This is a genomic window from Acinetobacter sp. V104_13, assembly GCF_031798995.1.
GTDB classification, from domain to species: Bacteria; Pseudomonadota; Gammaproteobacteria; order Pseudomonadales; family Moraxellaceae; genus Acinetobacter; species Acinetobacter pittii.
Genome location: NZ_JAVQNP010000027.1, coordinates 735,054 through 759,137 on the forward strand (window position 1 = coordinate 735,054; position 24,084 = coordinate 759,137).

26 protein-coding genes and 1 tRNA gene are annotated in these 24,084 nt (G+C 38.6%); 8 read left to right on the plus strand and 19 right to left on the minus strand.

The genetic code is table 11. The features are described 5' to 3' along the window. Window positions 1-152 precede the first annotated feature (152 nt). The 10 genes from RMB06_RS16245 to RMB06_RS16295 form a co-directional block, all read right to left on the minus strand. Entirely contained in the window at window positions 153-764 is a 612-nt protein-coding gene (locus RMB06_RS16245; RefSeq protein ID WP_002115833.1) for a chloramphenicol acetyltransferase CAT, read from the minus strand. Then, window positions 757-1,356 (minus strand): YigZ family protein, encoded by a 600-nt coding sequence (locus tag RMB06_RS16250; RefSeq protein WP_032038417.1) that lies wholly within the window; start codon window positions 1,354-1,356, stop codon window positions 757-759. The genes RMB06_RS16245 and RMB06_RS16250 overlap by 8 nt, the downstream gene beginning before the upstream one ends. 92 nt (window positions 1,357-1,448) lie before the next feature. Beyond that, window positions 1,449-2,645, minus strand: a complete 1,197-nt coding sequence (locus RMB06_RS16255) for an HlyD family efflux transporter periplasmic adaptor subunit (RefSeq protein WP_005076849.1) — start codon at window positions 2,643-2,645, stop codon at window positions 1,449-1,451. Further along, window positions 2,642-4,783, minus strand: coding sequence for a type I secretion system permease/ATPase (locus RMB06_RS16260; protein ID WP_005802602.1), 2,142 nt, complete (start codon window positions 4,781-4,783; stop codon window positions 2,642-2,644). Before RMB06_RS16260 ends, RMB06_RS16255 begins: the two co-directional genes overlap by 4 nt. Next, window positions 4,780-6,246: a TolC family protein gene (locus tag RMB06_RS18280; RefSeq protein WP_404976480.1), complete on the minus strand. Its 1,467-nt coding sequence runs from the start codon at window positions 6,244-6,246 to the stop codon at window positions 4,780-4,782. The genes RMB06_RS16260 and RMB06_RS18280 overlap by 4 nt, the downstream gene beginning before the upstream one ends. A gap of 274 nt (window positions 6,247-6,520) precedes the next feature. Then, the gene (gene lptB, locus RMB06_RS16275; RefSeq protein WP_002122331.1) at window positions 6,521-7,264 is read right to left on the minus strand and encodes an LPS export ABC transporter ATP-binding protein; all 744 of its coding nucleotides are present in this window, start codon (window positions 7,262-7,264) and stop codon (window positions 6,521-6,523) included. After that, window positions 7,264-7,812 carry a lipopolysaccharide transport periplasmic protein LptA gene (gene lptA, locus RMB06_RS16280; RefSeq protein ID WP_002122334.1) on the minus strand — a complete coding sequence of 183 codons (549 nt, stop codon included), beginning with the start codon at window positions 7,810-7,812 and terminating at the stop codon, window positions 7,264-7,266. The genes lptB and lptA overlap by 1 nt, the downstream gene beginning before the upstream one ends. Beyond that, a complete protein-coding gene (gene lptC / locus RMB06_RS16285) occupies window positions 7,796-8,344 on the minus strand; it encodes an LPS export ABC transporter periplasmic protein LptC (RefSeq protein ID WP_005070181.1) in 549 nt (182 codons plus the stop codon). Before lptC ends, lptA begins: the two co-directional genes overlap by 17 nt. Before the next feature lie 37 nt (window positions 8,345-8,381). Beyond that, the gene (locus tag RMB06_RS16290; RefSeq protein WP_002122322.1) at window positions 8,382-8,921 is read right to left on the minus strand and encodes an HAD family hydrolase; all 540 of its coding nucleotides are present in this window, start codon (window positions 8,919-8,921) and stop codon (window positions 8,382-8,384) included. A 3-nt stretch (window positions 8,922-8,924) separates the two neighbouring features. Further along, a complete protein-coding gene (locus RMB06_RS16295) occupies window positions 8,925-9,902 on the minus strand; it encodes an SIS domain-containing protein (protein ID WP_002122342.1) in 978 nt (325 codons plus the stop codon). Window positions 9,903-10,115: 213 nt separating this feature from the next. On the opposite strand from RMB06_RS16295, the gene cysS reads away from it, so the two are divergent. The 4 genes from cysS (at window position 10,116) to RMB06_RS16315 (ending at window position 13,653) form a co-directional block, all read left to right on the plus strand. Next, entirely contained in the window at window positions 10,116-11,537 is a 1,422-nt protein-coding gene (gene cysS, locus RMB06_RS16300) for a cysteine--tRNA ligase (RefSeq protein WP_060465977.1), read from the plus strand. A gap of 63 nt (window positions 11,538-11,600) precedes the next feature. Then, window positions 11,601-11,676, plus strand: a tRNA-Gly gene (locus tag RMB06_RS16305). A 566-nt stretch (window positions 11,677-12,242) separates the two neighbouring features. Next, a complete protein-coding gene (locus RMB06_RS16310; protein ID WP_086354896.1) occupies window positions 12,243-12,758 on the plus strand; it encodes a DUF6932 family protein in 516 nt (171 codons plus the stop codon). Continuing rightward, a complete protein-coding gene (locus RMB06_RS16315; RefSeq protein WP_311080362.1) occupies window positions 12,739-13,653 on the plus strand; it encodes a hypothetical protein in 915 nt (304 codons plus the stop codon). Before RMB06_RS16310 ends, RMB06_RS16315 begins: the two co-directional genes overlap by 20 nt. 61 nt (window positions 13,654-13,714) lie before the next feature. On the opposite strand, the gene RMB06_RS16320 is transcribed toward RMB06_RS16315, so the two are convergent. Together RMB06_RS16320 and RMB06_RS16325 are read right to left on the minus strand one after the other, a co-directional pair. Further along, entirely contained in the window at window positions 13,715-14,452 is a 738-nt protein-coding gene (locus tag RMB06_RS16320) for a GIY-YIG nuclease family protein (RefSeq protein ID WP_311080363.1), read from the minus strand. Next, window positions 14,434-15,396 (minus strand): DUF4041 domain-containing protein, encoded by a 963-nt coding sequence (locus RMB06_RS16325; RefSeq protein ID WP_311080364.1) that lies wholly within the window; start codon window positions 15,394-15,396, stop codon window positions 14,434-14,436. Before RMB06_RS16325 ends, RMB06_RS16320 begins: the two co-directional genes overlap by 19 nt. A gap of 196 nt (window positions 15,397-15,592) precedes the next feature. On the opposite strand from RMB06_RS16325, the gene RMB06_RS16330 reads away from it, so the two are divergent. Then, window positions 15,593-16,108 (plus strand): hypothetical protein, encoded by a 516-nt coding sequence (locus RMB06_RS16330; RefSeq protein ID WP_086354899.1) that lies wholly within the window; start codon window positions 15,593-15,595, stop codon window positions 16,106-16,108. A 134-nt stretch (window positions 16,109-16,242) separates the two neighbouring features. On the opposite strand, the gene RMB06_RS16335 is transcribed toward RMB06_RS16330, so the two are convergent. Together RMB06_RS16335 and RMB06_RS16340 are read right to left on the minus strand one after the other, a co-directional pair. Continuing rightward, the gene (locus RMB06_RS16335; RefSeq protein ID WP_002118302.1) at window positions 16,243-16,572 is read right to left on the minus strand and encodes a hypothetical protein; all 330 of its coding nucleotides are present in this window, start codon (window positions 16,570-16,572) and stop codon (window positions 16,243-16,245) included. An 85-nt stretch (window positions 16,573-16,657) separates the two neighbouring features. Beyond that, entirely contained in the window at window positions 16,658-17,104 is a 447-nt protein-coding gene (locus RMB06_RS16340; RefSeq protein ID WP_238517546.1) for a helix-turn-helix domain-containing protein, read from the minus strand. A 111-nt stretch (window positions 17,105-17,215) separates the two neighbouring features. On the opposite strand from RMB06_RS16340, the gene RMB06_RS16345 reads away from it, so the two are divergent. Together RMB06_RS16345 and RMB06_RS16350 are read left to right on the plus strand one after the other, a co-directional pair. Beyond that, window positions 17,216-18,469 carry an MFS transporter gene (locus tag RMB06_RS16345; RefSeq protein WP_238517545.1) on the plus strand — a complete coding sequence of 418 codons (1,254 nt, stop codon included), beginning with the start codon at window positions 17,216-17,218 and terminating at the stop codon, window positions 18,467-18,469. 144 nt (window positions 18,470-18,613) lie between these two features. Then, a complete protein-coding gene (locus RMB06_RS16350) occupies window positions 18,614-19,018 on the plus strand; it encodes a hypothetical protein (RefSeq protein ID WP_075382625.1) in 405 nt (134 codons plus the stop codon). A 71-nt stretch (window positions 19,019-19,089) separates the two neighbouring features. Here the strand turns inward: RMB06_RS16350 and RMB06_RS16355 are convergent, their stop codons facing one another. After that, window positions 19,090-20,337 carry a mechanosensitive ion channel family protein gene (locus tag RMB06_RS16355; RefSeq protein ID WP_005070199.1) on the minus strand — a complete coding sequence of 416 codons (1,248 nt, stop codon included), beginning with the start codon at window positions 20,335-20,337 and terminating at the stop codon, window positions 19,090-19,092. Window positions 20,338-20,579: 242 nt separating this feature from the next. Between RMB06_RS16355 and RMB06_RS16360 the strand changes: the two genes are divergently transcribed. Continuing rightward, window positions 20,580-20,942 (plus strand): DUF3592 domain-containing protein, encoded by a 363-nt coding sequence (locus RMB06_RS16360; protein WP_086376902.1) that lies wholly within the window; start codon window positions 20,580-20,582, stop codon window positions 20,940-20,942. 4 nt (window positions 20,943-20,946) lie between these two features. On the opposite strand, the gene RMB06_RS16365 is transcribed toward RMB06_RS16360, so the two are convergent. From RMB06_RS16365 to RMB06_RS16380, 4 genes are read right to left on the minus strand one after another with little or no spacing between them, the layout of a single operon-like run. Next, complete coding sequence (locus RMB06_RS16365) at window positions 20,947-21,591, minus strand: glycosyltransferase family 2 protein (protein ID WP_196257546.1); 645 nt, start codon at window positions 21,589-21,591, stop codon at window positions 20,947-20,949. After that, on the minus strand, window positions 21,588-22,187 hold the full coding sequence (locus RMB06_RS16370) for a bifunctional 2-polyprenyl-6-hydroxyphenol methylase/3-demethylubiquinol 3-O-methyltransferase UbiG (protein WP_182917438.1): 600 nt from the start codon (window positions 22,185-22,187) through the stop codon (window positions 21,588-21,590). Before RMB06_RS16370 ends, RMB06_RS16365 begins: the two co-directional genes overlap by 4 nt. Then, the gene (locus RMB06_RS16375; RefSeq protein WP_311080367.1) at window positions 22,162-22,956 is read right to left on the minus strand and encodes a PIG-L deacetylase family protein; all 795 of its coding nucleotides are present in this window, start codon (window positions 22,954-22,956) and stop codon (window positions 22,162-22,164) included. The genes RMB06_RS16370 and RMB06_RS16375 overlap by 26 nt, the downstream gene beginning before the upstream one ends. Next, window positions 22,944-23,957: an acyl-CoA dehydrogenase family protein gene (locus RMB06_RS16380; protein ID WP_182917439.1), complete on the minus strand. Its 1,014-nt coding sequence runs from the start codon at window positions 23,955-23,957 to the stop codon at window positions 22,944-22,946. The genes RMB06_RS16375 and RMB06_RS16380 overlap by 13 nt, the downstream gene beginning before the upstream one ends. Window positions 23,958-24,084: the final 127 nt, after the last annotated feature.

Here is a 24,084-nt window from a genome sequence, read left to right on the forward strand (position 1 = left end):
AGCCTCTCTTCTTCAGGTCTTTTGCCTTGGAGATTATTATTAAAACTTAGCTTTAACTTAACATAGATAAAAATTGGTATGTTAAGGTTTATGTATAAAAATCAACTTTTTTGTTTAAAGATCAAACATTTTATTACATTCTTGAGACTGCATTATTCTCTTAAGCGAATAAATTTTGCAGGATTCCCACCGACAATATGGTACGGCTCAACATCTTTGGTCACCATACTATTCATCCCGACCACAGCATGTTTACCGATTTTTATACCGTCTTTGATCCCCACATGTGCACCCAACCAAACGTCTTGCTCAATTTCAATTCCTTTAGAAGTAACTGGCTGCTGGTAAAGTGGACGGTCGAGTTGCATCCCATGGTCAAATGCATACAAATGGCAATACGCGGCAATACGGACTTGGTCATGCAACTTTATGCCCGTTCGCCCCCCATCTAAAATACAATGATGGTTAATCGCGACTTCATTGCCGATTTCCAGCGGTCCATGCAATGTGCAATCAGCCGCAATAAAACTATTATCCCCAATAATAATTTTGCGGCCTGGTTCAGCAAAAATATGTGCTAGCGGTGAAATAAAACAATTTTCACCAATCTCGACAGTTTCCATATCCATTAAATAAGCTTGATATTCTTTTTGCCACTCTTCAGCCCAAGCACGGTTTTTAGGTTTTAAAGTCCAATATAACCATGGCATATAGTTTAAGCGATGCTTATGTTGCTCACGATATTTCAGTAAGGAATCAGTCATCAGTTAATTCCTCTTCAATTTTTAATTCTTCACGACCACGTGTTACGTCTCTGAGTTTTAAGGCGAGCGGTTCAATTTGATGTATCTGTAGTCTCGCTTCGATATCTACACCTGTTGCCGTGTAGGTTTCCTGATATTCAATCTGTTGTTGAGTCAATTCATATTGAAATATCGCCCACTCATTAAAATGACAAGAAAAGTGAATCGTCTTCTTTGCAATCAATTCAATACGTTCAGCCAATAATAAACATTGTCCAGCACAGCCACCGTATGCTCTAACAAGGCCACCCGTTCCCAGTTTTATACCGCCATACCAGCGGTTAACCATCACAATAATATTCGTCAGGTCATTCCCTTCAATGGTCGCTAAGATTGGACGCCCTGCTGTTCCTGACGGTTCACCATCATCGTTAAAGCGTACATTATGCCCAATTTTCCAAGCCCAACATTGGTGAGTGGTCGAGATATCCTTGTTGTATTCTAAAAATTCTTTAACCTGCTGTTCATTTTCCACTGGCGCAGCGATCGCCTGAAATCTACTTTTTTTAATTTCTTCTTCAAATGTAATCTGTGATGCAATCGTAAAAGCCATAAATAAGATAAAGCACAATAAAAATCAAATTATAACGTGAATTTAATAGAATCAAACCTATAAAAAAGCCCCGAATCTCGGGGCTTTTTTTATTATCTTTCTCGTAGCGCTTCTTTGGCTTTATTAAATGGTTTAAGTAAGTAATCGAGTACTGTTTTTTGACCAGTACGAATATCTACTGTTGCCACCATACCCGGTGTAATACCAAACGCTTTACCTTCTTTATTGTAAAGTTTGTCGGAATCAGTGCGGATATAAACACGATAATAGAATTGGTCCTGTTTTACTTCATCACGAATCGTGTCTGGTGAAATAACGGTAACCTTACCTTTTAAACCACCATAAATTGAGTAGTCATAGGCAGTGATTTTAACCAGTGCTTCTTGTCCCGGACGAATAAAGGCAATGTCGCGCGGTAAAATTCGCGCTTCAATCAACAATTGCTCATCAATCGGTACAATCGTCATCAGTTTACCGTTTTGTGGAACAACACCACCACGAGTAGTGACTGCAATTTCTTTGACGACACCACGCACTGGTGCTCTGAACACTGCGCGATCTAAACTATCACTACGGCCCAGTACAATTTGTTGCTGCGTTTCGCTATCCGTATTCGCTTTAGATAACTCTTCACGCGCTTTCACATAGTACTGGTTCTGCGCATCATTCATTTTGTTTTGCAGATCATTTGCTTCACGACGTAAACGTAAAACCTCGACCTCACTTGCTGCACCTTTAGCCACCAGCGGTTCTGTCATCGCCAGTTCTTGTTGCACAAGTTGTAACGCCTGTCTTAAACCTGCAAGGGTTTGTTCAAGATCAGCACGACGCGAGCGATATAATGCAGTTTCTTCTTGTACTAACTTTGGTTCTTTCATCACAATTTCAGGAAAAACCAAAGGTGTACCGTTTACTTCCGCACGCAACCGCGCTGCTGTCGCTTGAGCAGAGATCAGTAAAGATCTTGATTCTCCAACATTTGACGCAAAACGGGTTGGATCGAGCTGTGCAAGAATTTCGCCTTTTTGAACGATGTCACCTTCTTGTACATTCAGCTTGGTTAAGATACCGCCTTCTAAAGACTGGATGACCTGCTCTTTAGATGATGGAATGACTTTACCTGTACCAGTAGAAACTTCTTCAAGTTTAAATACCCACGCCCAGATAAAGAAAATAACCAAGCCAATGCCCACAATCCAGATCACTAAACTGGCACGTGGTAAGGGTGGCTCACTATAAGAGACATTCATTGAACGGGTGAGTTGTTGTTCTTGTTGTGGTTCGCTCATGAATTACCCCCTTGGCTCACTTGTTTTTGTTGGGCTGTTGATTGATTGAGTACCTGATCTCTTGGACCGTCCATCACAATTTTGCCTTCATTCACGACAATAATACGGTCCACCAGTTCTAATACAGCGCGGCGGTGGGTCGCAACGACTAAAGTACGATGTGCCAGCCAACCTTTTAAATGATCAATCAGTTGTTTCTCTGCCACGTCATCAATAGCTGCTGTCGGTTCATCTAACAATAAAATGTTAGGTTGACGAATCAATAGACGAGCCAGTAACAACGCTTGTTTCTGACCACCAGAGAAACCAACACCACCTTCTAAAATCAGGTGATCTAGCCCTTCTTTTTTCTCTTGAACAAAAGGTAATGCACCAGTCACTACTAGCGCACGAAGAATCTCTTCATCCGTTGCAAGCGGCGCACCTAAAGTGAGGTTTTCACGAATCGTACCGTAGAAAAGATGCGCATTCTGGTTAAGTAAACCCATATCACGACGTACATCAGACGGATCAATTAACGAAAGATCCAGACCATCTAAATGTACTGCGCCTTGAGTTGGAACTTGCATACCAGATAGAAGCTGGAGCAGTGTCGATTTACCTGCACCATTACGCCCCAATATGGCAATTTTTTCACCAGCACGAATTTTTAAATGGCGGATTGCCAAACTTGGTTTTGGGTCTTCTTCGCCATATTGGAATAAGACATTTTTTAATTCGTAATCGCCATTTAAAACTGCTTTGTGTACCAGATGCGAACGGTCTGCCTGATCGATCGGACGTTGCATAAGCTCATCAAGGCTTTGTTTTGCGACTTTTGCTTGCTGTAAACGACCTAACACACCTGTAATTTGTGCAATCGGTGCCAACATACGTGAAGATAAAATTGAACAAGCCACTAACGCACCTGTAGTCATTTCACCTTCCATCACGGCAAAACATCCTACCAACACCACAATTGCATAGGTTAACCCCTGAAGCATTTGAGTCCATGCCATTAAGGTACCGACGATTTTACGCTGTCTCATCCCGATATCGGCTGAAACCTCGTTCATGTGGTTCCACTGGTTTTGGAAGCGAGACTCAGCACGTAATAGCTTAATGTCTTCAATACCCTGCACCGCTTCAACAAGAATAGCGTTACGGATTGAAGATTCTCTCATGCCCTCTTGCGCGAGTTGCGCTAGCTTCTTCTGTGCCAGAATACCCGGCAAAAGCATAAGTGGCACAACCAGCAGCATCACCCAAAACAGTTTTCCACCGATAATCGCAAAAATGATCAGGAACAGGAAAAAGAATGGGAAATCGGCAATTGCACTAATAGTGGTTGAAGTCACCAGTTCACGAACACCTTCGAGCTCACGAATTTGGGAAATAAAACTACCGGTAGACTTTGAACGGTCTTTATTCTTGATACGTAGGGCATGACCAAATACACGGTCAGACACCCGTAAGTCAGCACGTTTACCGATAATATCGGATAAATAGACCCGTGATATACGTAAGGTAAACTCAAAAAGTGCTGCAATGAGTACACCGCCTGCTAGCACCCATAGAGTCGGGATAGACTGAGATGGTACAACACGGTCATACACTTGCATTGAGAAAATAATGGTTGCCAGTGCCAAAACATTGGCTATCAGTGAGGCAAACATAATATCAACGTAGCGCTTCCAGTCTCTTAAAACAATCGACCAGAACCAGCTTGCTTCGTATGGTTTGATATATTCGTCAATACGTGCATCGGGAATAGACGTTTCAGGACGTAGGATGTAGACATTCTTAATTGTTGTTTTTAAGACATCTAAGCTTAAATTTTGGGAAAGGCCGTGATCTCCACTAAACTGGATACTGACATTTCCTTGAGTATCGGCCTTATCAATTACACCGACCTGTCCGTCGTTAAACTCGACCATGACAGGTAAACGCCACGGATTAAGTAAATCTAATGAAAAAGGTACTTTACGTAAATTGAGTCCAACCTGACGTGTCATTAACTGCAAAACATCATCAAGGTTTTGATTTTGGTTCCAGTCAAGTTGTAAACGAATTCTTTCTTCTGAAGGCTCAATTCTATAATGTTTAGCAATCGTTAAGACCGCCTGTAACCAGGGCTGGTAATTTATTTTTGTCATCATGGTTGTACTTCGAACCCCTGAATTGAAATATTATTTAAGTCATAAGCTTGGCGGGAACGTCCTGTTGCTGCAATGTACTGAACAATACTGCTGTAGATGTCATAACGTGCAGTTTCAAGTTCTGAATTGGCGCTATGAATCGCCTGTTCAGCATTCAATAAGTCAACCAATGAACGGGTACCGAGTTTGTACTGCTCTTGATAGAGTTCGCGTGTACGAACTGTTGTCGCTTGGCGGTTGGCTAAAACCTGCATTTGACGTTGTTTATTTTCAATTTGCTCACGGCTGGTTCTGATCTGATCGAGCACATCCAGATACACAGAATTCACTTTAGATTTAGCGGCTTCCTCTGCATAACTTGCCATTTTTACCTGAGAAGAAACTGCCCCACCTTGATAAAACTGACTGGTGGCCTCAAGCATGATGGAACTATATAAACCGTCGTCTTCATCATTGTTTGGGTTTTTTCCATTAATGGCCTGACTCACCGAGCCTTTCACTGCCAAAGTTGGGTAACGTGTTAAACGGGTCTGTTCCTTTTGAGCTTTAGCCACTTCAATGCCCGCTTGTGCAGCGATCATTTTTGGAATGGTATTGAACTCAGGTTCACCATATAAATCAGACACTTTCACCAAATCATCTGAAATAATCCAACCTGTACGTGAAACATCAGCACCCAACAATGTTCTTAAATGTTGTTGGTATTGACGTAATAAAGATTGCTGTGCAATCAAACCGGACTGTGCAGCTTGTAAATAAGACTGGGCTTGGATCGGGTCAGCTTGGCTACTAATACCAGCATTTGCACGTAAATTAGCGATTTCCTGAATTCGCTGAATACCCGCAATTTGCTGCTCGGCAATTTTATTTAACTGGAGATAGCGCTGAATATTGATAATCGACTGAGCCACATCAAGTGCAATATCATCAATACTGACCAACACATTCGCCTGTTCGACTTGGAGTTTGGCCTTCTCAACCGATACACCTGATTTGACTTTACCAAAATCATAAAGCATTTGAGTTGCGTTTAAAGTCAATAACTGCCGACCACGCTCGCCACTACTCAAGTCACCTGTGGTAATACCACCTGAAATTTGAGGATAATAACCTGCCTTCGCAACATCAATACCAGCATTTTGGCCAGCTAAAGTTGAAATGGCTTGGGAAATATCAGGGTTACGCTGGATGGCGATTTTCACCGCTTCCTGCAGAGTCATTTTCCTTAATGGCAAATTTGAATAAGATGAAGCTGCTCTATCATTGAGTTGAACAGTCGGAAACTCCTGCACTCTAGAGCGATCTAGCCTAAAATTACTCAACTCTTGCATCTTAGCGACTTTAAATTCATCACTACTTTTAGGGGCAAAAAGTTGTGATAAGTTGTCTTTTAATGTGTGATATTGCTCACTTGGTTTAGCGGCATATATCACCATAGGTACATGCAGTGAAGTTAAAAGCATCAACCCTTTCAGGAAAGCTGGCTTTTTACATGTCCTTTTTACTCTTCTCTGGTTATATCCAATCATGCTTGTCTTGTTGATCTTGTTTGTTATCGTTTAAAAGCTTTTACATTCTACATATTTTTTTGCATAAAGAAGCATAAATGCAGGAATAATTCACACATTATTTTTTCATCAAGTGAACCGTGTAATTTATTGTTTTTTAATAATTAAATATAAAAAAGCTAAAAAGAAGCATTGACCTCTTTTTAGCCAAATAGATTAACTTTTTTATTTAAACTGTAAAATCGTCACCTAAGTAGACTTTACGTACCTGTTCGTTATCCAGAATTTCTTGTGGAGTACCTTCCGCAATTACCGCACCTTCGCTCACAATATATGCACGTTCACAGATCGCCAAAGTTTCACGTACGTTATGGTCTGTGATAAGCACACCAATACCGCGATCTTTTAAGGTTTGGATAATATCTTTAATATCACCTACCGAAATTGGATCGACACCGGCAAACGGTTCATCAAGTAACATAAACTTAGGATCAGCAGCCAATGCACGTGCAATTTCAGCACGGCGACGCTCACCACCAGACACACTCATTCCCAATGAATCTTTAATATGACTGATTTTAAAGTCATTCAACAATTCAGTAAGACGTTGCTGGCGCTGCTGTTTATTTAAGTCTTTGCGTGTTTCTAAAATAGACATAATATTTTCAGCAATTGTCAGCTTTCTAAAGATAGAAGCTTCTTGCGGAAGATATCCGATTCCCTTACGTGCCCGTTCATGCATTGCCAAATCGGACATATCAAGATCATCAAGGTGAATTTCACCTTTGTCCATACGCACTAGCCCAACAACCATATAGAAGCTTGTTGTTTTTCCTGCACCGTTAGGGCCAAGCAAACCAACAATCTGTCCACTTTGCATACTAAAAGATACGTCTTTGACGACCCAACGTTTACTATAGTTTTTTGCTAAGTGCTTAATACACAAAGTTTGGGGTTGAAGAGCTTGTTGCATTAGTCACGCGCTCCTGGGAAACTTTTTGAAGTTGATGGCGGAATAATAATTTGAACACGATTTGACGATGAACCTTGAGCTTCAACATCGCCTTTGTTCATACTATATTTCAATGAGTTACCACGGATGCTTGAACCATCTTGATATAGATATGCACCACCAGTCAAAGTAATAATGCCTGTATCTGCATTATAAACAATGGTTTGACCCTCGCCTCGTGCAACGCCCTTGTCAGCACTGATTTGCTGTTGGAATTTAGATGGTCTACCTTTGGCAGTAATCGTTTGAATTTCACGTTTAGAGTTTAGCGTAGCAACAATTGAGTCAGCCTGAAGCTTCATCGTACCTTGCTCAATCACGACATTACCCGTATAAGTCGTTAAACCCGTTTTCTCATTATAAGTTGCACGGTCTGCCACTAACGAAATTTGTTGATTACGGTCAGACGGTAACGCAAAAGTCGAAGCAGATGATAAAGCAACGAATGTAATTACCGCAGCTTGTTTTAGGAAAGCTGAAGAACGTTTTAAATTAAGACTTTGGTGCATACTTTCCTCGAATATTAAAAAATTCGTACTGACCATTATTCAAATTAGCTTTTAACCCTTTGCTGACAAACTCGGCTTGCGGAGATTGAACAACCACTTGGTGATCGGTTTCAATTTCTCTGGTTTTTGGATATCCAGTTAACTCATCAGTTTGGAATTCAATCTTCCCTTGTGGCGCCAGTTTAGTTGCGACCACATCACCCGATAAAATAACTTTGCGGTTATCATCGTAACCATTTGCCTGTTTTGCAAAGAATGTCGCATCAACTTTGCCATCTTTATACATCGAGGCATTAAGTTGATCCAACTTTGATGTTTTTTGTTGCATATCCTGTTCAAGCTGACGAACTTCAGCACGGATATACAAATTGCCTTGATCATCAGTTTGAGTCAAATGGACGCCCTGCGCTGAATATGTCATATTCTTCGCAGAACCAATGTCTAGTTTTTTTGCCTTGCCACTATAGTAGTAGTAACCACCACTTATAGCAGCAACCACTACAGCAACAATTGATAAAACTCTGGTATCCATGAGCAGGAATAGCCTACCTTTTTAAGTAATCTTATTATTAATGCGGTACTGCAAGATATTTTTCAAGAAGTTCTTGGTAAATGCCTTTTGCGATCAGCAACATATCACAGACTTCACGCACAGCACCACGCCCACCCATCGACTGCGTAACCAAATGCGCACGGCGACGTACTTCTTCATGACCATTTGGCACAGTAACACTCATACCTGCGATTGCAAAAGCAGATAAATCAGGCCAATCATCACCCATATATAAGCAATCAGACGGCAAAATATTAAACTGCGCACAAGCTTCACGAAGTGCTGAGCCTTTGTCTTCACGGCCTTGAAAAACGAGGTCTACGCCTAAATCAGACATACGTTTTTCAACAATATTACTTTTTCGGCCTGTAATAATGATGACTTTCATGCCGGCTTGCTGTGCAAGCTTCATTCCTAAACCATCACGAATATCGAATGATTTAATTTCATCGCCACTATTGGTTAAGGTTACGAAGCCATCACTCAAAATACCATCAACATCCAGAACCAATGCCTGTAAATGACGTGCTTGTTCTAACAATGCATAAGATGCCATTGATTAATTTACCCCTGCCTGAATAAGGTCATGCATACTAATTACACCAATCACTTTGTTTTGGTCATCTACCACCACAAACTGACTAATTTTTTTCAGGTTCAGCTGTTGTAGAGCTTCTACCGCACGTGCTTCTTGAGAAATCGTTGATGGTTTTTTTGTCATCACTTCTGAAACAGGCAAATTCACATCGAAACCTTGCTGTTTATCAATTAAACGGCGCAAGTCACCATCGGTGAAAATACCAAGTAAATGTTCTTGTTCATCTACAATTGTCGTCAAGCCTAAACGTTTATTAGAAATTTCATAAAGCACTTGATTCATTGGTGTATCTGGTGAAACTTTTGGCAGTTCATCGCCTGTATGCATCAAATGTTTTACATGTAAAAGTAAGCGTTTACCCAACGCACCTGCTGGATGCGAACGAGCAAAATCATCTGCGGTAAAACCACGCGCTTCAAGTAAAGCGACAGCCAGTGCATCACCCAATACTAAAGTTGCTGTCGTACTCGACGTAGGCGCTAAACCTAATGGGCATGCCTCGTCAGATTCGCCTAAAGTTAAAGCGATGTCTGCGTTTTGCGGCATTGGGCCTTTATCATCACGGCTAATGGTAATAAGAGGAACGCCAAGATGTTTGATTAAAGGCATCAACATCATGATTTCATCGCTTTTTCCAGAGTTGGAAATCGCAATTAAAACATCACCACGAACCAGCATTCCCAAATCGCCATGCCCAGCTTCGCCCGGATGCATAAAAAACGATGGAGTACCAGTTGAGGCGAAAGTTGCAGCCATTTTACGGCCAATATGCCCTGACTTACCCATGCCAGTGATCACAACACGACCTTTACACTGTAACAATATTTCACAAGCTCGGTTAAAACTGTCACCAATTTGTGTTGCTAACACGTCTAAGGCTTGTTGCTCAATACGCAATGTTGCTAATGCGCTGCTTTGGAAATCTGTAGGATTGGGCATACGAGTTTGACTCAAAATAATTGATCTGATCTCTTGTGAAGATCGGTGATTTTAATCAAAAGATTTGGGGGCATTCTAACATAACTCAATCATCTACACGTTTTTAAATGTATAAGATTTCACAAGCTTATAAAATTCTTGCATAAACCTTTGTGAAAAATGATGCATCAGTTATGATGTAACACTGTTTTTGTTGAGTGTTTGAAAACCCTTATGCAACCGTTTGTTTTATATAACTCTGAGCAACGAAAAAAAGTTGAATTTGTACCTCGCAAAGAAGGTCACATCGATATGTACGTCTGCGGTATGACCGTTTACGACTACTGTCATATCGGGCATGCTCGAGTTATGGTTGCATTTGACTACATTATTCGTTTCTTGCGTAGTCAGGGCTGGAATGTTCGCTACATTCGCAACATTACCGACATTGACGACAAAATCATCAAACGTGCGAATGAGAATGGTGAAACAATCCAACAACTCACTACTCGTTTCATCGATGCAATGAATGAAGATGCAGCGAATCTAGGCTGTTTAGCTCCTGATGAAGCACCTAAAGCAACTGAATATATCGACCAGATGCAAAATATGATTGGCAATCTGGTGAATAAAGGCGCTGCGTACCCTGCTTCAAACGGCGATGTTTATTTTGAAGTCACCAAATTTGAAAAATATGGTCGCCTCTCTGGCCGTAAGCTTGATGATATGCAAGCAGGCGCAAGTGAGCGTGTTGATGTAGAAGTTGAAAAGAAACATCCTTTTGACTTTGTACTTTGGAAACATGCAAAAGAAAATGAACCATCTTGGGCATCACCTTGGGGTAATGGCCGTCCGGGTTGGCACATTGAATGTTCTGCAATGTCGACGTGCTGCTTAGGCAATCACTTTGATATTCATGGTGGTGGTTCAGATTTAATGTTCCCGCACCATGAAAATGAAATTGCGCAAAGTGAAGCTTCGACTGGTGAGCAATATGTAAACTATTGGATGCATGTTGGCTTCATTAACGTTGATGGTGAAAAGATGTCTAAATCTTTAGGCAACTTCTTTACGATTCGTGACGTGATGGAGAAATTCCACCCTGAAGTGATCCGCTATTTTATTGTATCTTCACACTATCGTAGTCCTGTGAACTTCTCTGATGTGGCACTCAAAGAAGCAAAAACTTCTTTAACTCGTTTCTACCATTCATTTAAAGCTTATCAACAAGTGTACGGCCAAACGACAATTGAAACGCTTGATCAAAGCTTTATTGAGCGTTTTAACAATGCAATGTGTGATGATTTCAACACTGCCGAAGCAATGGCTGTATTGTTTGAACTGAACAAAGAGTTAAACCGTGCCGTAAAAGAAGAGCAAGCTGACCAAGCAACTGTGCTTTATTCGACATTACGTCACCTCACTAACATTTTAGGTTTGGTACAACACAATGTAGATGATTTCTTAAAATCGGATATTGGACAAGAAGCGCTTGCTCTGTCTGATGCGGAAATTGAAGATTTCATTCAACAACGTGTAGATGCGAAAAAAGCAAAAGACTTTGCTAAAGCAGATGGTATTCGCCAGTCTCTACTCGACCAAGGTGTAGTACTTGAAGACACTCGCCAAGGTACAGTTTGGCGTCGTGCTGATTAAACGTTCAATTAGATCACAAGAGTGTTGACACTTTAATGAAACACTCTATAATGTGCTCACATTGCGGGAATAGCTCAGTTGGTAGAGCATAACCTTGCCAAGGTTGGGGTCGCGAGTTCGAGTCTCGTTTCCCGCTCCAAAATTTAAAAACCACTTAATTCAAAAGAATTAGGTGGTTTTTTTATTGTCTATTGGTTAGTTCTGACGAAGTAAAATTGATATTAAAGAAAGGCTTTATATTCTGCTGTCCTCCCTCTTTGTTGGCTAAATTTCATATATCAAACTCAGTATGAGATTGGTCTCATATAATTTATTAGTAGATGAAAAGCATAAGACTGCGACACAATTTCCCCTGACTAAACTAACTTTAAAAGCACCCAAATAGTAATAGATTAAATATTATTTAATAATGGATGTTTTCAGATCTCAAACCAAATGTTAAAGTATGTAAATCCTGACTTTCAAATAAGTGATTTAAAAACAGGTGATTTGGTTATCGTTGTATCTGATATGAAAAATAGAAGTAATTTTTAAGAAATTAAACGTAGAAATCACTGTCTGTATTTAGAATACTTTAGCCATAAATAGTATAAGAAAATCAGTTGTCTAAGTGAAGACTGTAAATTAATAGGAAAAGTTGTTGGTTTATACAGAGAGGTCTAATTAGAAAAGTCAAACCATATATTTATAAAGGAATTAAATGTAATGTTGGGCGCCTTATTAGATATGCAAAATGATCGCTCTGTTAATGGAAAAATAATTTATCCCTCGCTTTTACCCGCGGGTGTACATAAAATTAAACTCCATCAATTTGAAGAAACATTTCTTAATCACTTCGATGAAAAAAGAACCAGAGCTTATCTTTGCAATCGGTTTAGAGAACTTTTAGATGAGCTTAGAAAGTTTAAAATTAATATGATCATTTGGGTTGATGGTTCTTTCTGTTCATTAAAGCCTCATCCAGATGATATAGATATCGTAATTTTTTTAGATGAGTCTGAAATCAATGGAATGCAGAAAGCAGAGTCAGATAAACTTTTTGTTTTTCTAGAGAAAAGAGATGTAATCAAGGCTAGATATAGATGCGATCTGTTTTTCGAAAAGTTAAATGACGTAAAGCAGTATTACTATTGGAAAGGATTATTCAGCTTTAACCAATTAAATGAAGCAAAAGGATTTATACAAATTAAGGTAGAAGCGAATGAATATCCAATCTCTTGAAGAACAAATTAAAAAAGCAGAAGATAGTCTTGCAACTAAAGAAGCTTCTCTTGATAAACAAAACAGATTCCAAATAGCGTCATATAATTCATTTAAACAACATTTAGATGAATTGAGATCACATTTAAGAGAATTACAAAATAAAAGAGAGAAAGAGATTCTAGAAGTTCGATTTATTGGTGAAAAAGCTATTGATGGATCACTTCCATTAACTTTGCATGCAAAATTATCCGCAGGCTTAGCTGATAGTTTAACGGCCTTATCAACTCGACTGAAAAAACCGAAGAAAAATGCACAAACCAAAAATGAAGCGGAATTAGATCTGAGATTAGCAAATATTGTATCTGGATCAACTAAATTTGTTCTTAGTTTAGAAATTAATCCTGACCTATTTGGCTGGAGCCTATCTCAAAGTACACTAAAAGAATGGTTTAACTTTTTTAATCATCTTGAATCACCCAATGAACTCAGTGAGGTTTCTGTACATCTAGGTAATAAAGGGCTTAATGGAATTAAAAAGCTTCTAATTACTTTAAAGACCAATCAATTAGACCTAGAGCTTGCTTGGGATTCACATTTAGATGAGAAATTCTATTGGATGGGTACGAGTACTAAAATCACTAATGCTCTAAATTTTCTTGATGATTTAATGATATCGCCGCCAATCGAATGCAATATTACTGGCGTCATACATGCACTTGATCGAGGGGGGAAAGTTTTAGTAATTGATGAAGAAAAGAAAGTTTATCGAATACATTTTGATAGAAGCCTTTTACATGAAATTGAAAAACTCCATATTAATCAAAATATAACAATTAAAACGTTAATGCACTCCAGTAGTCATCCTGCAATTGAAACAACGATAGAAAATTATGATTTTTTAGAAATAATTTGATAAATATAAAAAGGAAAATCTAGAAATTAGATTTTCCTTTTTAGTTAAAAAACAATTGGATTTAATCTTCTTCTACCAAACTATAGTCTGTATTTTTTGATTCAATCTCTTCAATAACATCTTCAAGTTTTCTTTGCTCCGCTTCAGGTAAAAGTTCGATGCTTAATGATTCTTTATACTGAAGAGCCTCTGCTTTTAAAGTAAATTGTGCGTGTATACCTTCAGCATCAAGATAATTTTTGACATCACGTAAATTTACTTTAAAAAACTCCTTCCTATAGTTAACTTTATTTACGCGGTGATGATTAAAGTAGTGATGAAGTTTTTTCTCGAGCTTCGGTGCATCCTCACTATAAATCATCGCATGGACATCAAATGAGAATGGCACCGAAGCATCCCCTAGCTCTCTAATACGATCTAAAGGCTCAAGACGTCTAGTCATTCCAAGTTTTAATACATTTTCACCAAATGATCCAATATTTGAAATGACATACACATGACCAGCTCTTGTCTGCTGTGCCATAGATAACGCTCGCTGATTTTTTTCTTCAGCTTCTTTGAGTTTCTCCATTAATTCATACATTTTTTGATCATATTTATTTTTTTGATCATCAGATGCTGAATCAAACTCTCTTTTTGCTTTCTCATAAGCCTTTCTTAAAAGCAGTTCTTCTTTTTCAGCATCTTTAATAGCTTTTTCATATTCTTTTTGAGCACGTTCCTCTTCCCTAATTTGCTCACGGATTTCGCGCTGTTCTTCTTTCTCTTTTTCTCTAAAATCTAAGATAAGTGCCCCCATTTCAACTCTTCCAATCTTAACTTTAAGTAAGATTCATTAATACGGGCATTTCTAAAAGCTTGACCATATTCATTCAATAACAAAAAATCATCTTTTAAAGACTGAATTAGTTTACCAACATTGTCATGACGAAGCCTAGAAATGTATACATCAGCTTTACTATTAAAGGCGTTTGTAATGAAGGCTACTGCTGTCTGTTTTCGCGATTCTTCTACATAATCACACTCGGCAACAAGATTATTTTTAATTGCAGCTTTAATTTCATTTTTTAATACTTTCAAATGATTTGATGCATCTAAAAAGCCATAACCTTCTATCAGATCATCTAACATAGTTGTGACTGGTAAAAGATATTCGTCACTATAGCCATTAATTTTGTTTTCTAGAGCTTTATTGGTTTCGGTTAATTTTTTTGTTTGGTTTGCCAATTCATAATAACGTCCTAATAGTTCCTGTGCTTGCTTTTCAGACTTTAAAACCTCCTGAAGTTCATGTTCTTTTAAAAAAACTTCCACTGTTTTTATTTTCAATTGAATACTCTCTTTTAACTGATTTGCTTCATCAATTATTTTATTTTTATAATTATCTAATGCTTCACTAGTACTATTTCTTTCTGAGTTAATATTTTCTATTTCTTGATTTTTATAAATCTCAAACTTAAACTTTTCATCATCAATAAATTTTTCAATATCAATAATATCTTGATATTTCTGTAACTGTCCAACTCGTTCCTCTAAGGCTTCTTTTTGGCTTACTAATCCATTTATCCGATTAAAATCATTTGTCGTCTGTTTCTCTAAATTAGATATTTTGGTAAACAAATTTGAACTCAAATCGTTCAATTCCTTAATTTTTAATTGAAACTCCTTATTTTTTTTCCAAAAAAAGAATACTATCCCACAAGCAATTATTAAAAGTATAAAAAAATCCATAGCTCTAGCCATTTATTAAATTTTCTCATTCTTAATGATTATTTATTTTTTTTCAATATTTTGTTCTATATTAGACTAAAGATACTTATGTTTTATATTTAATACTCAATTATTATTAAATTAAAATTTTATTTAAAAATTACTTTTTCTTTAGAAACACTGTGATCCTGACACAGCCCTTCATCACAGCTCAGGATGGAAATATAAAATGGCTTTTAATTTTGAAAACTTAAATAATGATACTCGCGAAAAAATGCTTAGTGAAATTCAACACGATATTTCTTACAATCAACTTTATTTAAGTAAGCGCTTCAACGCGAAAGGTAATTTACATTATCAAGAAATTTTGATCAAACATGTTAAAGCGGGGAATGAGATATCTTTAGGTGAGGAACTTAGACAAACAGATTGTTTTAATACAACCGAACAAACTAGAACTGGAACTAAAAAAGTCCCTGTTAATGCTCATGAAACATTATCTGAAAGTGAATTCAATCGTTTTTATGTGAGGGCACTATGTCTTATTGCGATAGCAGATCAGAGAAAACTACAAATTTATCGTGCTAAATCAGTTCAAGTATCTAGAAGCGCCTCTCAACAAAAGATCGGCAGCTCTGTTGATCCTAACCAATTATTAAGAGATTTAAGAACCAATATTGGGGTAGATACAGCACTAGGTTTACCAGCTGGTCCAAATTCTGGCTTAAGTGTTAAATTAATCTAAGAATCATTTTGATACTTAAAAAATAATTTAATCTTGCTATAAAGCACCCTTTGCTTCGAACTTCTGGGTGCTTTGTACAGTAAGATAAGTAGGAAACAAAAACTATTACAAGTTAACCCTTAATCATTAAACTCTCATATATTTTTAGCTAATTCTTTTGCTAAACATTGTTCATGCCACGTGGTTTGGAAGTTCTCGACAGCTTTGGACTTAATGAGAGGGTCTTCAAATAATTTTGAAGAATATGCAGATTTGATAAGCTCTTGATAAAGTTGTTTGGCTTGTTGCTCTTCAAGATGATTGGCGATGTCGTGTAACTCTTTTGCGGGCACTTCATGTTGTCTAGCATCCATTACGCCACTCGCTGCTTTCTTCACAGTTTCACAGTAATGAAGTTCCATAGCTTCTGATGCTGCATAACATTGAATTGAAACTGCGCTTATAAAGAGGAATATAAATCTCATAATCTCACCTTAATTTGACGCGCAAGGTTAGCAACTAATCTGCCCAAATTTAAGTTAAAAAAGGTTATTTTTGTTTTGTCTTCTTTTATTTCACCTTTTGCACTTCAGTATTAGAAGCTCGCAGCACTGTTCCATCCGCCGCAACTGGTGCCATAAATGGAATTTGCTGACCTGAAGTTTTATCAATTAACAAAGAATGTCGCTCACCATTTTCAAATAGGTTTTGCTCTCCCCATTGTCGTAAAGCCACAATCACCGGGAATAAACTCTCCCCTTTAGCGGTCAATACATATTCTTGATAAGCCGTGCCATCTGAAGCATCTTGTAGTTCAAGAACACCAGCATCTACCAACTTTTTTAGGCGATCAGAAAGAATATTTCGTGCAACACCTAAGCTGCGCTGGAAATCTCCAAAACGGCGCATCCCGTCAAAAGCATCACGCACAATAAGCAATGACCATCGGTCTCCTATGAGATTGACGCAACGTGCAACAGGACAAGGTTCATCTTTTAACAATGTAGAGTTCGTCATTGAGTTTCCTTACCAATCATCAGTAACAAGTTATCTAGTTGCATTTTAAAACTAGTCGATCTAACATTCAACTAGTTGCATTTTAAAACTAGATTAAGTGAGTTTAGAGTTATGAAAGCTTCTCTTGCATCTTCAACTTCACACGCCAAAAGTGATAAACCGCTTTCAAGCATGCCTCGTGGTGTAATTTTGCTGTTTGCTATTGCAAGTGGTGCAAGCGTAGCAAATGTCTACTACGCACAGCCTTTGCTCGACATATTGGCAAGAGACTTTAATGTTAGTCATGCTGCCATTGGTGGGGTGGTTACAGCCACTCAAATCGGTTGTGCCCTAGCTTTAATCTTTTTAGTGCCGTTAGGTGATTTGGTAAATCGGCGTTGGTTAATGGCTCTACAGTTACTTGCCTTGATATTTGCTTTACTAGCAGTTGCCTTTGCTCATTCTACGATTATTCTTTTGGCAGGAATGCTTGCGGTAGGTTTACTCGGCACAGCCATGACTCAAGGGCTTATTGCCTATGCTGCGAGTGCTGCTCTCCCACATGAGCAAGGACATGTGGTCGGTACTGCACAAAGTGGTGTGTTCATTGGTTTACTGCTTGCCCGCGTATTTTCAGGGGGAATTAGTGATGTAGCAGGTTGGCGCGGCGTGTACTTTTGCGCAGCCATCATCATGCTCATGATTGCATTGCCGCTTTGGAAACGTCTGCCTCATTTAGAAATTCAGCCCACTACCATGCGTTACTCGCAACTTTTAGCATCGATGTTAAATCTGCTTCGCCAAGAAAAAGTACTCCAAGTGCGCGGTGTGTTAGCTTTACTCATGTTCGCGGCATTTAATATTTTCTGGAGCGCATTGGTACTGCCGTTAAGTGCCCCGCCTTATAGCTTCTCGCATACTGTAATTGGGTCTTTTGGACTTGTTGGAGTGATTGGTGCTTTGGCTGCTGCACGTGCGGGTTACTGGGCCGACCGTGGATATGCTCAGCGCACAAGCTTGTTGGCACTCGTAATATTACTGCTCGCTTGGGGTCCACTTTCACTCATGGCTCACTCGCTCTGGGCACTCGTAATTGGCATCGTATTACTAGACTTAGGCGGGCAAGCTCTGCATGTGACCAACCAGAGTATGATTTTTCGTACTCGTCCAGAAGCGCATAGCCGTCTTGTTGGTCTATACATGCTCTTTTATGCAGTAGGTAGTGGATTGGGTGCAATCAGCACAACAGCGACTTATGCTTATGCTGGTTGGCTTGGCGTGTGTGCACTCGGTGCAGGTGTAAGTTTCTTGGCTCTATTATTTTGGTGGATGACACGTCATATCGTGCCTCAAATCACTCATGAAAAGATAACAATATATAAATAAATAAAATATAATAATCCAAAGTTTTATAAGCCCATGAATAAGAAAGTTTAGTCTTTAAATCTTAAGTTCGAGCGGTAATAGAATGAAATCTTCTTTAACAATCTAAAGATTGATATGCAACTTTAGACAATTACTATCAAATATATGCAAATCCCTATAGGAACAAAATTGGGTATTAATAATAAATTGCTTTACACGGTTGTATTTGCCCTTGTTGCAGGATGCCACCAGCAAGAAGCAAACGACAGTACAAATGCTGTGAAACTCCCAGCCTATCAGTACGATGGTTTCTCTGGTTCAGCACGCTTAAAAGGAAACTTGGAGTTAAAGCAAGGATGTCTTTATGTGAAAGATATACTCATTGTCTTTCCAGAACATAGCGCTCAGTGGGATGCTGAAAAAAACACTTTAAGTTATAAAGGCCAGCAGATCGGCTTAGGGGGCATATTAGATATTACTGGAAATATTGGTAATTTTGAGCAAGACAATTTACGTATTAAGCATTTGAGTCCCATGTGTGATCATCAGAATATTTGGTTTGCCGGATAATCTTTTGTGAAGAGTATGAGTAAAAAAGCCCCGTCTGGGAGCTTTTTAAAATTCGTTTAGCAGCCTAAAACTTAACTTGGATGAATTTCTGCCGTCAATCTTTGCAAGTCATGACCCGAAGGTGCTTGGTAAACACGTAAACCAAACTCGGGAAGAATCGCAATTAAATGATCAAAAATATCTGACTGAATTGCTTCATAAGATACCCATGCAATCGTGTTGGTAAATGCATAAATTTCTAACGGCAACCCTTGGCTGGTCGGCTGTAACTGACGAACAATAATGGTTTGATTTTGAGCAATGCCCTTGTGCTGACGTAAGTAAAATTCGACATAGGCCCTAAATGTACCAATATTGGTTAGACGGCGCTTGTTGTAACGAGATTGATTGCTTAAATGCTTATTGAATTCTTCAATTTCAGAATTCTTTGCATTTAAGTATTGATCTAACAATAAAAAGTCTTTGAGCTTTTGTTGCTCTTCATCACTCATGAAATGAACGCTACTTTGGTCGATGAAAAGTGATCGCTTCATTCGACGGCAACCCGAGTTGCTCATACCCCGCCAGTTTTTAAATGTATCAGTCACGAGCTTATTGGTTGGAATGGTGGTATAGGTTTTATCAAAGTTTTGAACAGTCACGGTATGCAGTGAAATATCAATTACATCACCATCTGCATTGAGTGATGGCATTTCAATCCAGTCCCCAATACGTACCATGTCATAAGAGGCAATTTGTACACTCGCCACCAAAGACAAAATGGTGTTTTGGAAAACCAACATTAATACCGCTGCCATTGCACCAAAACCTGCAAGTAAAGTGAACACATCCTTTTTAAGGAATGTTCCCAAAATCATGAGGCCACACACAACAAATAAAATGAGTTTAACCAGTTGTAAGTAACCTTTAATCGGCTTGTTTCTAGATTTTGGATTACGCTGATAAATAAGATTAAAGATATTTAACAGCTCGCTGACCGTAAGCGCGAGTGTAAGAAAAATGAATGCTTGCGCTGCCATCTCTACAAAAGCAATGAACTTTGGAGATAGATGAGGCACTGTTGCAATGCCGTTCATAATCACAACAGCAGGAACAATATTTGCAAATTTCTTTATAACGCTATGCTGAGCAAAAATAGACTGATTTGGTGATTTGAGTTTTGTGACTAAATGACGAACGCCTCGAACAATAATGCGTTTGGCAATAAAATTTGCTATTGCAGCAAATAAAATCAAAATCGTGAGTGAAACCAACATTTCTAGCCAAGGATATTGACTTAACTCACCCCGAATATCACGGAAAAAATTTAAAAAATCCAAACCTATACACCTTTAAAATTTCTTTTGTAGAATTTTAGGGGTTAAGAACGTTTCTCATAAGGTTTGTTTACATATGTAGTCATAAATACAACAACTAAGTTATATACCCTGCCCAAGTTTAATTATGATCCGTTAATTTTAAAGCTTCATTTGCTTATGTTTTAGACCAATTATATAAGCTAGATCGGGCTTATCAGTTCATTTAGAATAATGCGTTAAACGAATAATTCTGGTTTGAGTGAGTGAAATTTTCTGATTTTTTGACTTTTATTGGAACAGTCTGGTTCAGCTTATTGTTTATCTATATTACTTGGACCTTTTTTCTTAAAAGTCAGGTTCAAAGATTTTTAATTTATAAACGAGGAAAGATGACTTCTGCCGAGGTCGTATATTTTCAAGACTCATTAGCTAAGGTGCAATATCGCCCTTTATGTTATATCAAATTGAAATTTCAAACTGAGCAAGGCCAAGTCATTACTGAAAATCTAAAGGTGCTTATTGCTAAACAAGATCAACATAAATATAAAGTGGGTAGTATTATCAAAATTAAATATGACCCTAAAAATTTAAAGAATATTTCGATATTGGGCGAGGTCATGCTTTAAATCATTAGAGATTATTTAAAAAGTACGATAAACCTTGAGGTGCGCGTCCATTTAAACGACTACTTGTAGTTACTCGAACCAGATTACTCCAAGTAATATTACAACAATGCTTGATCAATTTTTTGATTAAAGACACGTCTTCATGACATGAAATAGGCTCAAAGCCACCGACCAAAAGATAGACTTCTGCACTAAAACTTAAATTTGCCCCGTGAATATGCGCGTGGTCCATCTGATCTTTATAGTGTGCTAAATATTTTTGCTGTTTCGTTATAGAGAGATGACTAAAATCGTCTAGCGTTACAGTGCCGCAAATTGCATCTGTGGGTTGGTGCTGGATTTGATAGCGCAGCCAATCTGGACTCACCACGGTGTCTGCATCGGTACATGCAATCCAAGTTACACCACGCCCGATTAAATGACGGATTCCTAAATCCCTCGCCTTGCCGACACATGCATAGTTACATTCAATCCAGTTGATTTGATGGCTTTGGACAATCAACCGCGACTGATCTGTACAGCTATCAAGTACAACAAGCACTTCTACCTCATAACCGCCGATGTTATCTATGGCGACCTGAATAGATTGCAGGCAGGCCGATAGATAGTGCTCTTCGTTATGCGCTGGAATAACGATACCTATTTTCATCTTAGTTTTTCCTGCTGCGCTAAAGAGGAGGTGTTCACCGTCCACAGATCAATCATAAAGTCTGGGTCGTTTAAGCTGAGGTAATGATGAAATGGAAAATGTTGCTGAAATGCTTGATGCACTTGTTCGGCGTTTAACTCAAAATCTTGAATTTCATGACGCCAGTGACAACACAGAATCTCGCCATCATCATTTAAACTATGCTTTAACTTTTCAATAAACTGATGCAATTCATCCTTGGATAAGTAATAGGCCATCTCACTAATTAAAATCAGATCAAACTTTTGAATTGAGTAGTCTTCGGGTATTTTCCAGTTCTCAACCACCACATGCTCAAATTCTTTTAAACGCTTGGACGCCAAGCGAACAGCACTATCAGAGACGTCTATACACACTAACTCCTCAGCTCTTTGCGCCAAATGAAAACTTAAATGTCCATTTGAACAACCCACTTCTAACACTTTTGGGTAGCGAGGTTTTGTCAGCAGCGCGAGACAAATTTGTCTTTTACGAGCTTCATACCAATGAAAGTCATAGCCCCATGGGTCACTGTTATGACGATATAAATCTTCAAAGTACACGCGAGAATGAATCACTCAAATAAACCTCATAAGGCATTAAAAGACGTTTAATCGCATTTGGAGAGAGAACGGCGGCATTACCCGTAGTTTCATCTGCTTCAAGTTGGGTTTTAAACTGCAAAATTGCTTGATGTTTTTTAGTTAGCTGTTCTTCGGTTAAGCGGTAGGCTTTTGCTCGGTGCCAATCAATGCGTGGGTCTAAAGGCTCTGCCCAATGCCAAGCCCAAATTAATACGTGTAAACAGAGTAGTTGCTTAGCGGTTGCATAGGCTTGTACGGTTTTACCTACTGCTTCATGGTCTGGGTGACCATCAAATTCATAGCTACAAATTAGAATATCGTTGGCTTGAACCAACTTGTCTAAACTCTGCCACAGTTGATCGGTTTGCAAATGAACCTGACCATCTAACAAATTAAGCTCTATATGCTCGGTGAACTTTGCTACGCCTAGACAATTTAAGGCTGCCAAGCTTTCTTGCGGGCGAAGAATATTAAGCTGATCTGGAGGATATTTTGTAGAGTTAGGATGACTTTGGGTGCCGTTACTTACCGCTAAAACCAAAATCTTGCAGTTCAGTGCAAACAGCTGCTGCATTAATCCGCCACAGCCAAGCACTTCATCATCAGGATGTGGAGCGACAATCACCACTCTTTTAGAACGAAATAACTCAAGATCTAAAGCTGCTAACGGTTGTTCTTGAAATGCCTTTAACCATTGCTCTTTGGCCGTACCCTCACCAAAAATAACGCGGTCTTCAACCAAAGGATGTTTTAAAGTTCCCATAGGCTTTGCTCCGACACACAGAGTTCTGCAATTTGTTCATAGTCAAAAGCAGCATGACTTTGCCTAATAAACACAGGCAGATCAGCCATGAGCTGAGCAAATGTCGCATCTTCACAAAAAGGACGAGCACCCAAGGCTTTCCCTACTCTTTCAATAACACTCAAACAGCATTGTTCTGTTTGGGCACGCAATATTCGAATTTCCCGCTCATGACTTAGCGTTGGTTTATGGTCTATGAGCTTGGCCACATATTGAAAATACTGTTTGGTGATTTCTAACTGATGAGCGACTTCGCCTAAATACAATTTTTTATAAGGATTCGGATTTGCCTGACAGCTTTCTTGTAAAAAACCGGCTAGACGCACGGCGGCACCATACCAACAGGCCGCCACACCTGCTGCACCATGCCAAAAACCTGGGCGTTTTAAATAACTATTTGGCTGACCAATCAATTTAACAGGTGTATTTTTAAAAGTTACTTGCGCAGTCTGTGTCGCATGCATGCCTACAGCGTGCCAGTGGCTTAAATCGGTTGTAATGGATGGATGACTTAAGTCGACAATACAAAGCTGCGCCTGCCCTTGTTGGTCTTTATAACTTATTAAAGCTTTTTGAATAAATTCAGCACCAGAGCACCAAGGTTTTATGCCATTACAAAGATTGTCTTTTATTTGCAATGGGGCTGGTCCACCGTCTGCTGCCCAAACTGCCCAAGTCTGGTCATCTATTTCTTGCTGATAACCCAATTCATTTAAAATACTTAAAGCATCACAATGAGACTCAAATAGCTTAGCTAGACTTAAGTCGACTCCAGCAATCTGAGCAAAAAGTTGCCAACGTTGATAGGTTTGACCCGAAGCTGGATGAGGCAAATTTTGAGTTAAATTTACAAGCTGAAAAAGTAAATTTATACGAAGCTTACTTTTATCTTCAGCTAAGGCAGCTTCAAATTCACTCAAACTGCTCAGTATCGTCATGTTTATAGGTATTTTAATATTCATTGCAAATAATTATTTATAAGACTTAACCCAACCATAACTAAAGATTTCTGTTTAGATAAACATATAAATTGTAATAAAAAGAAAAATATTATTAGTTTTATATCTAATTATTTCATTGTTACTCAAA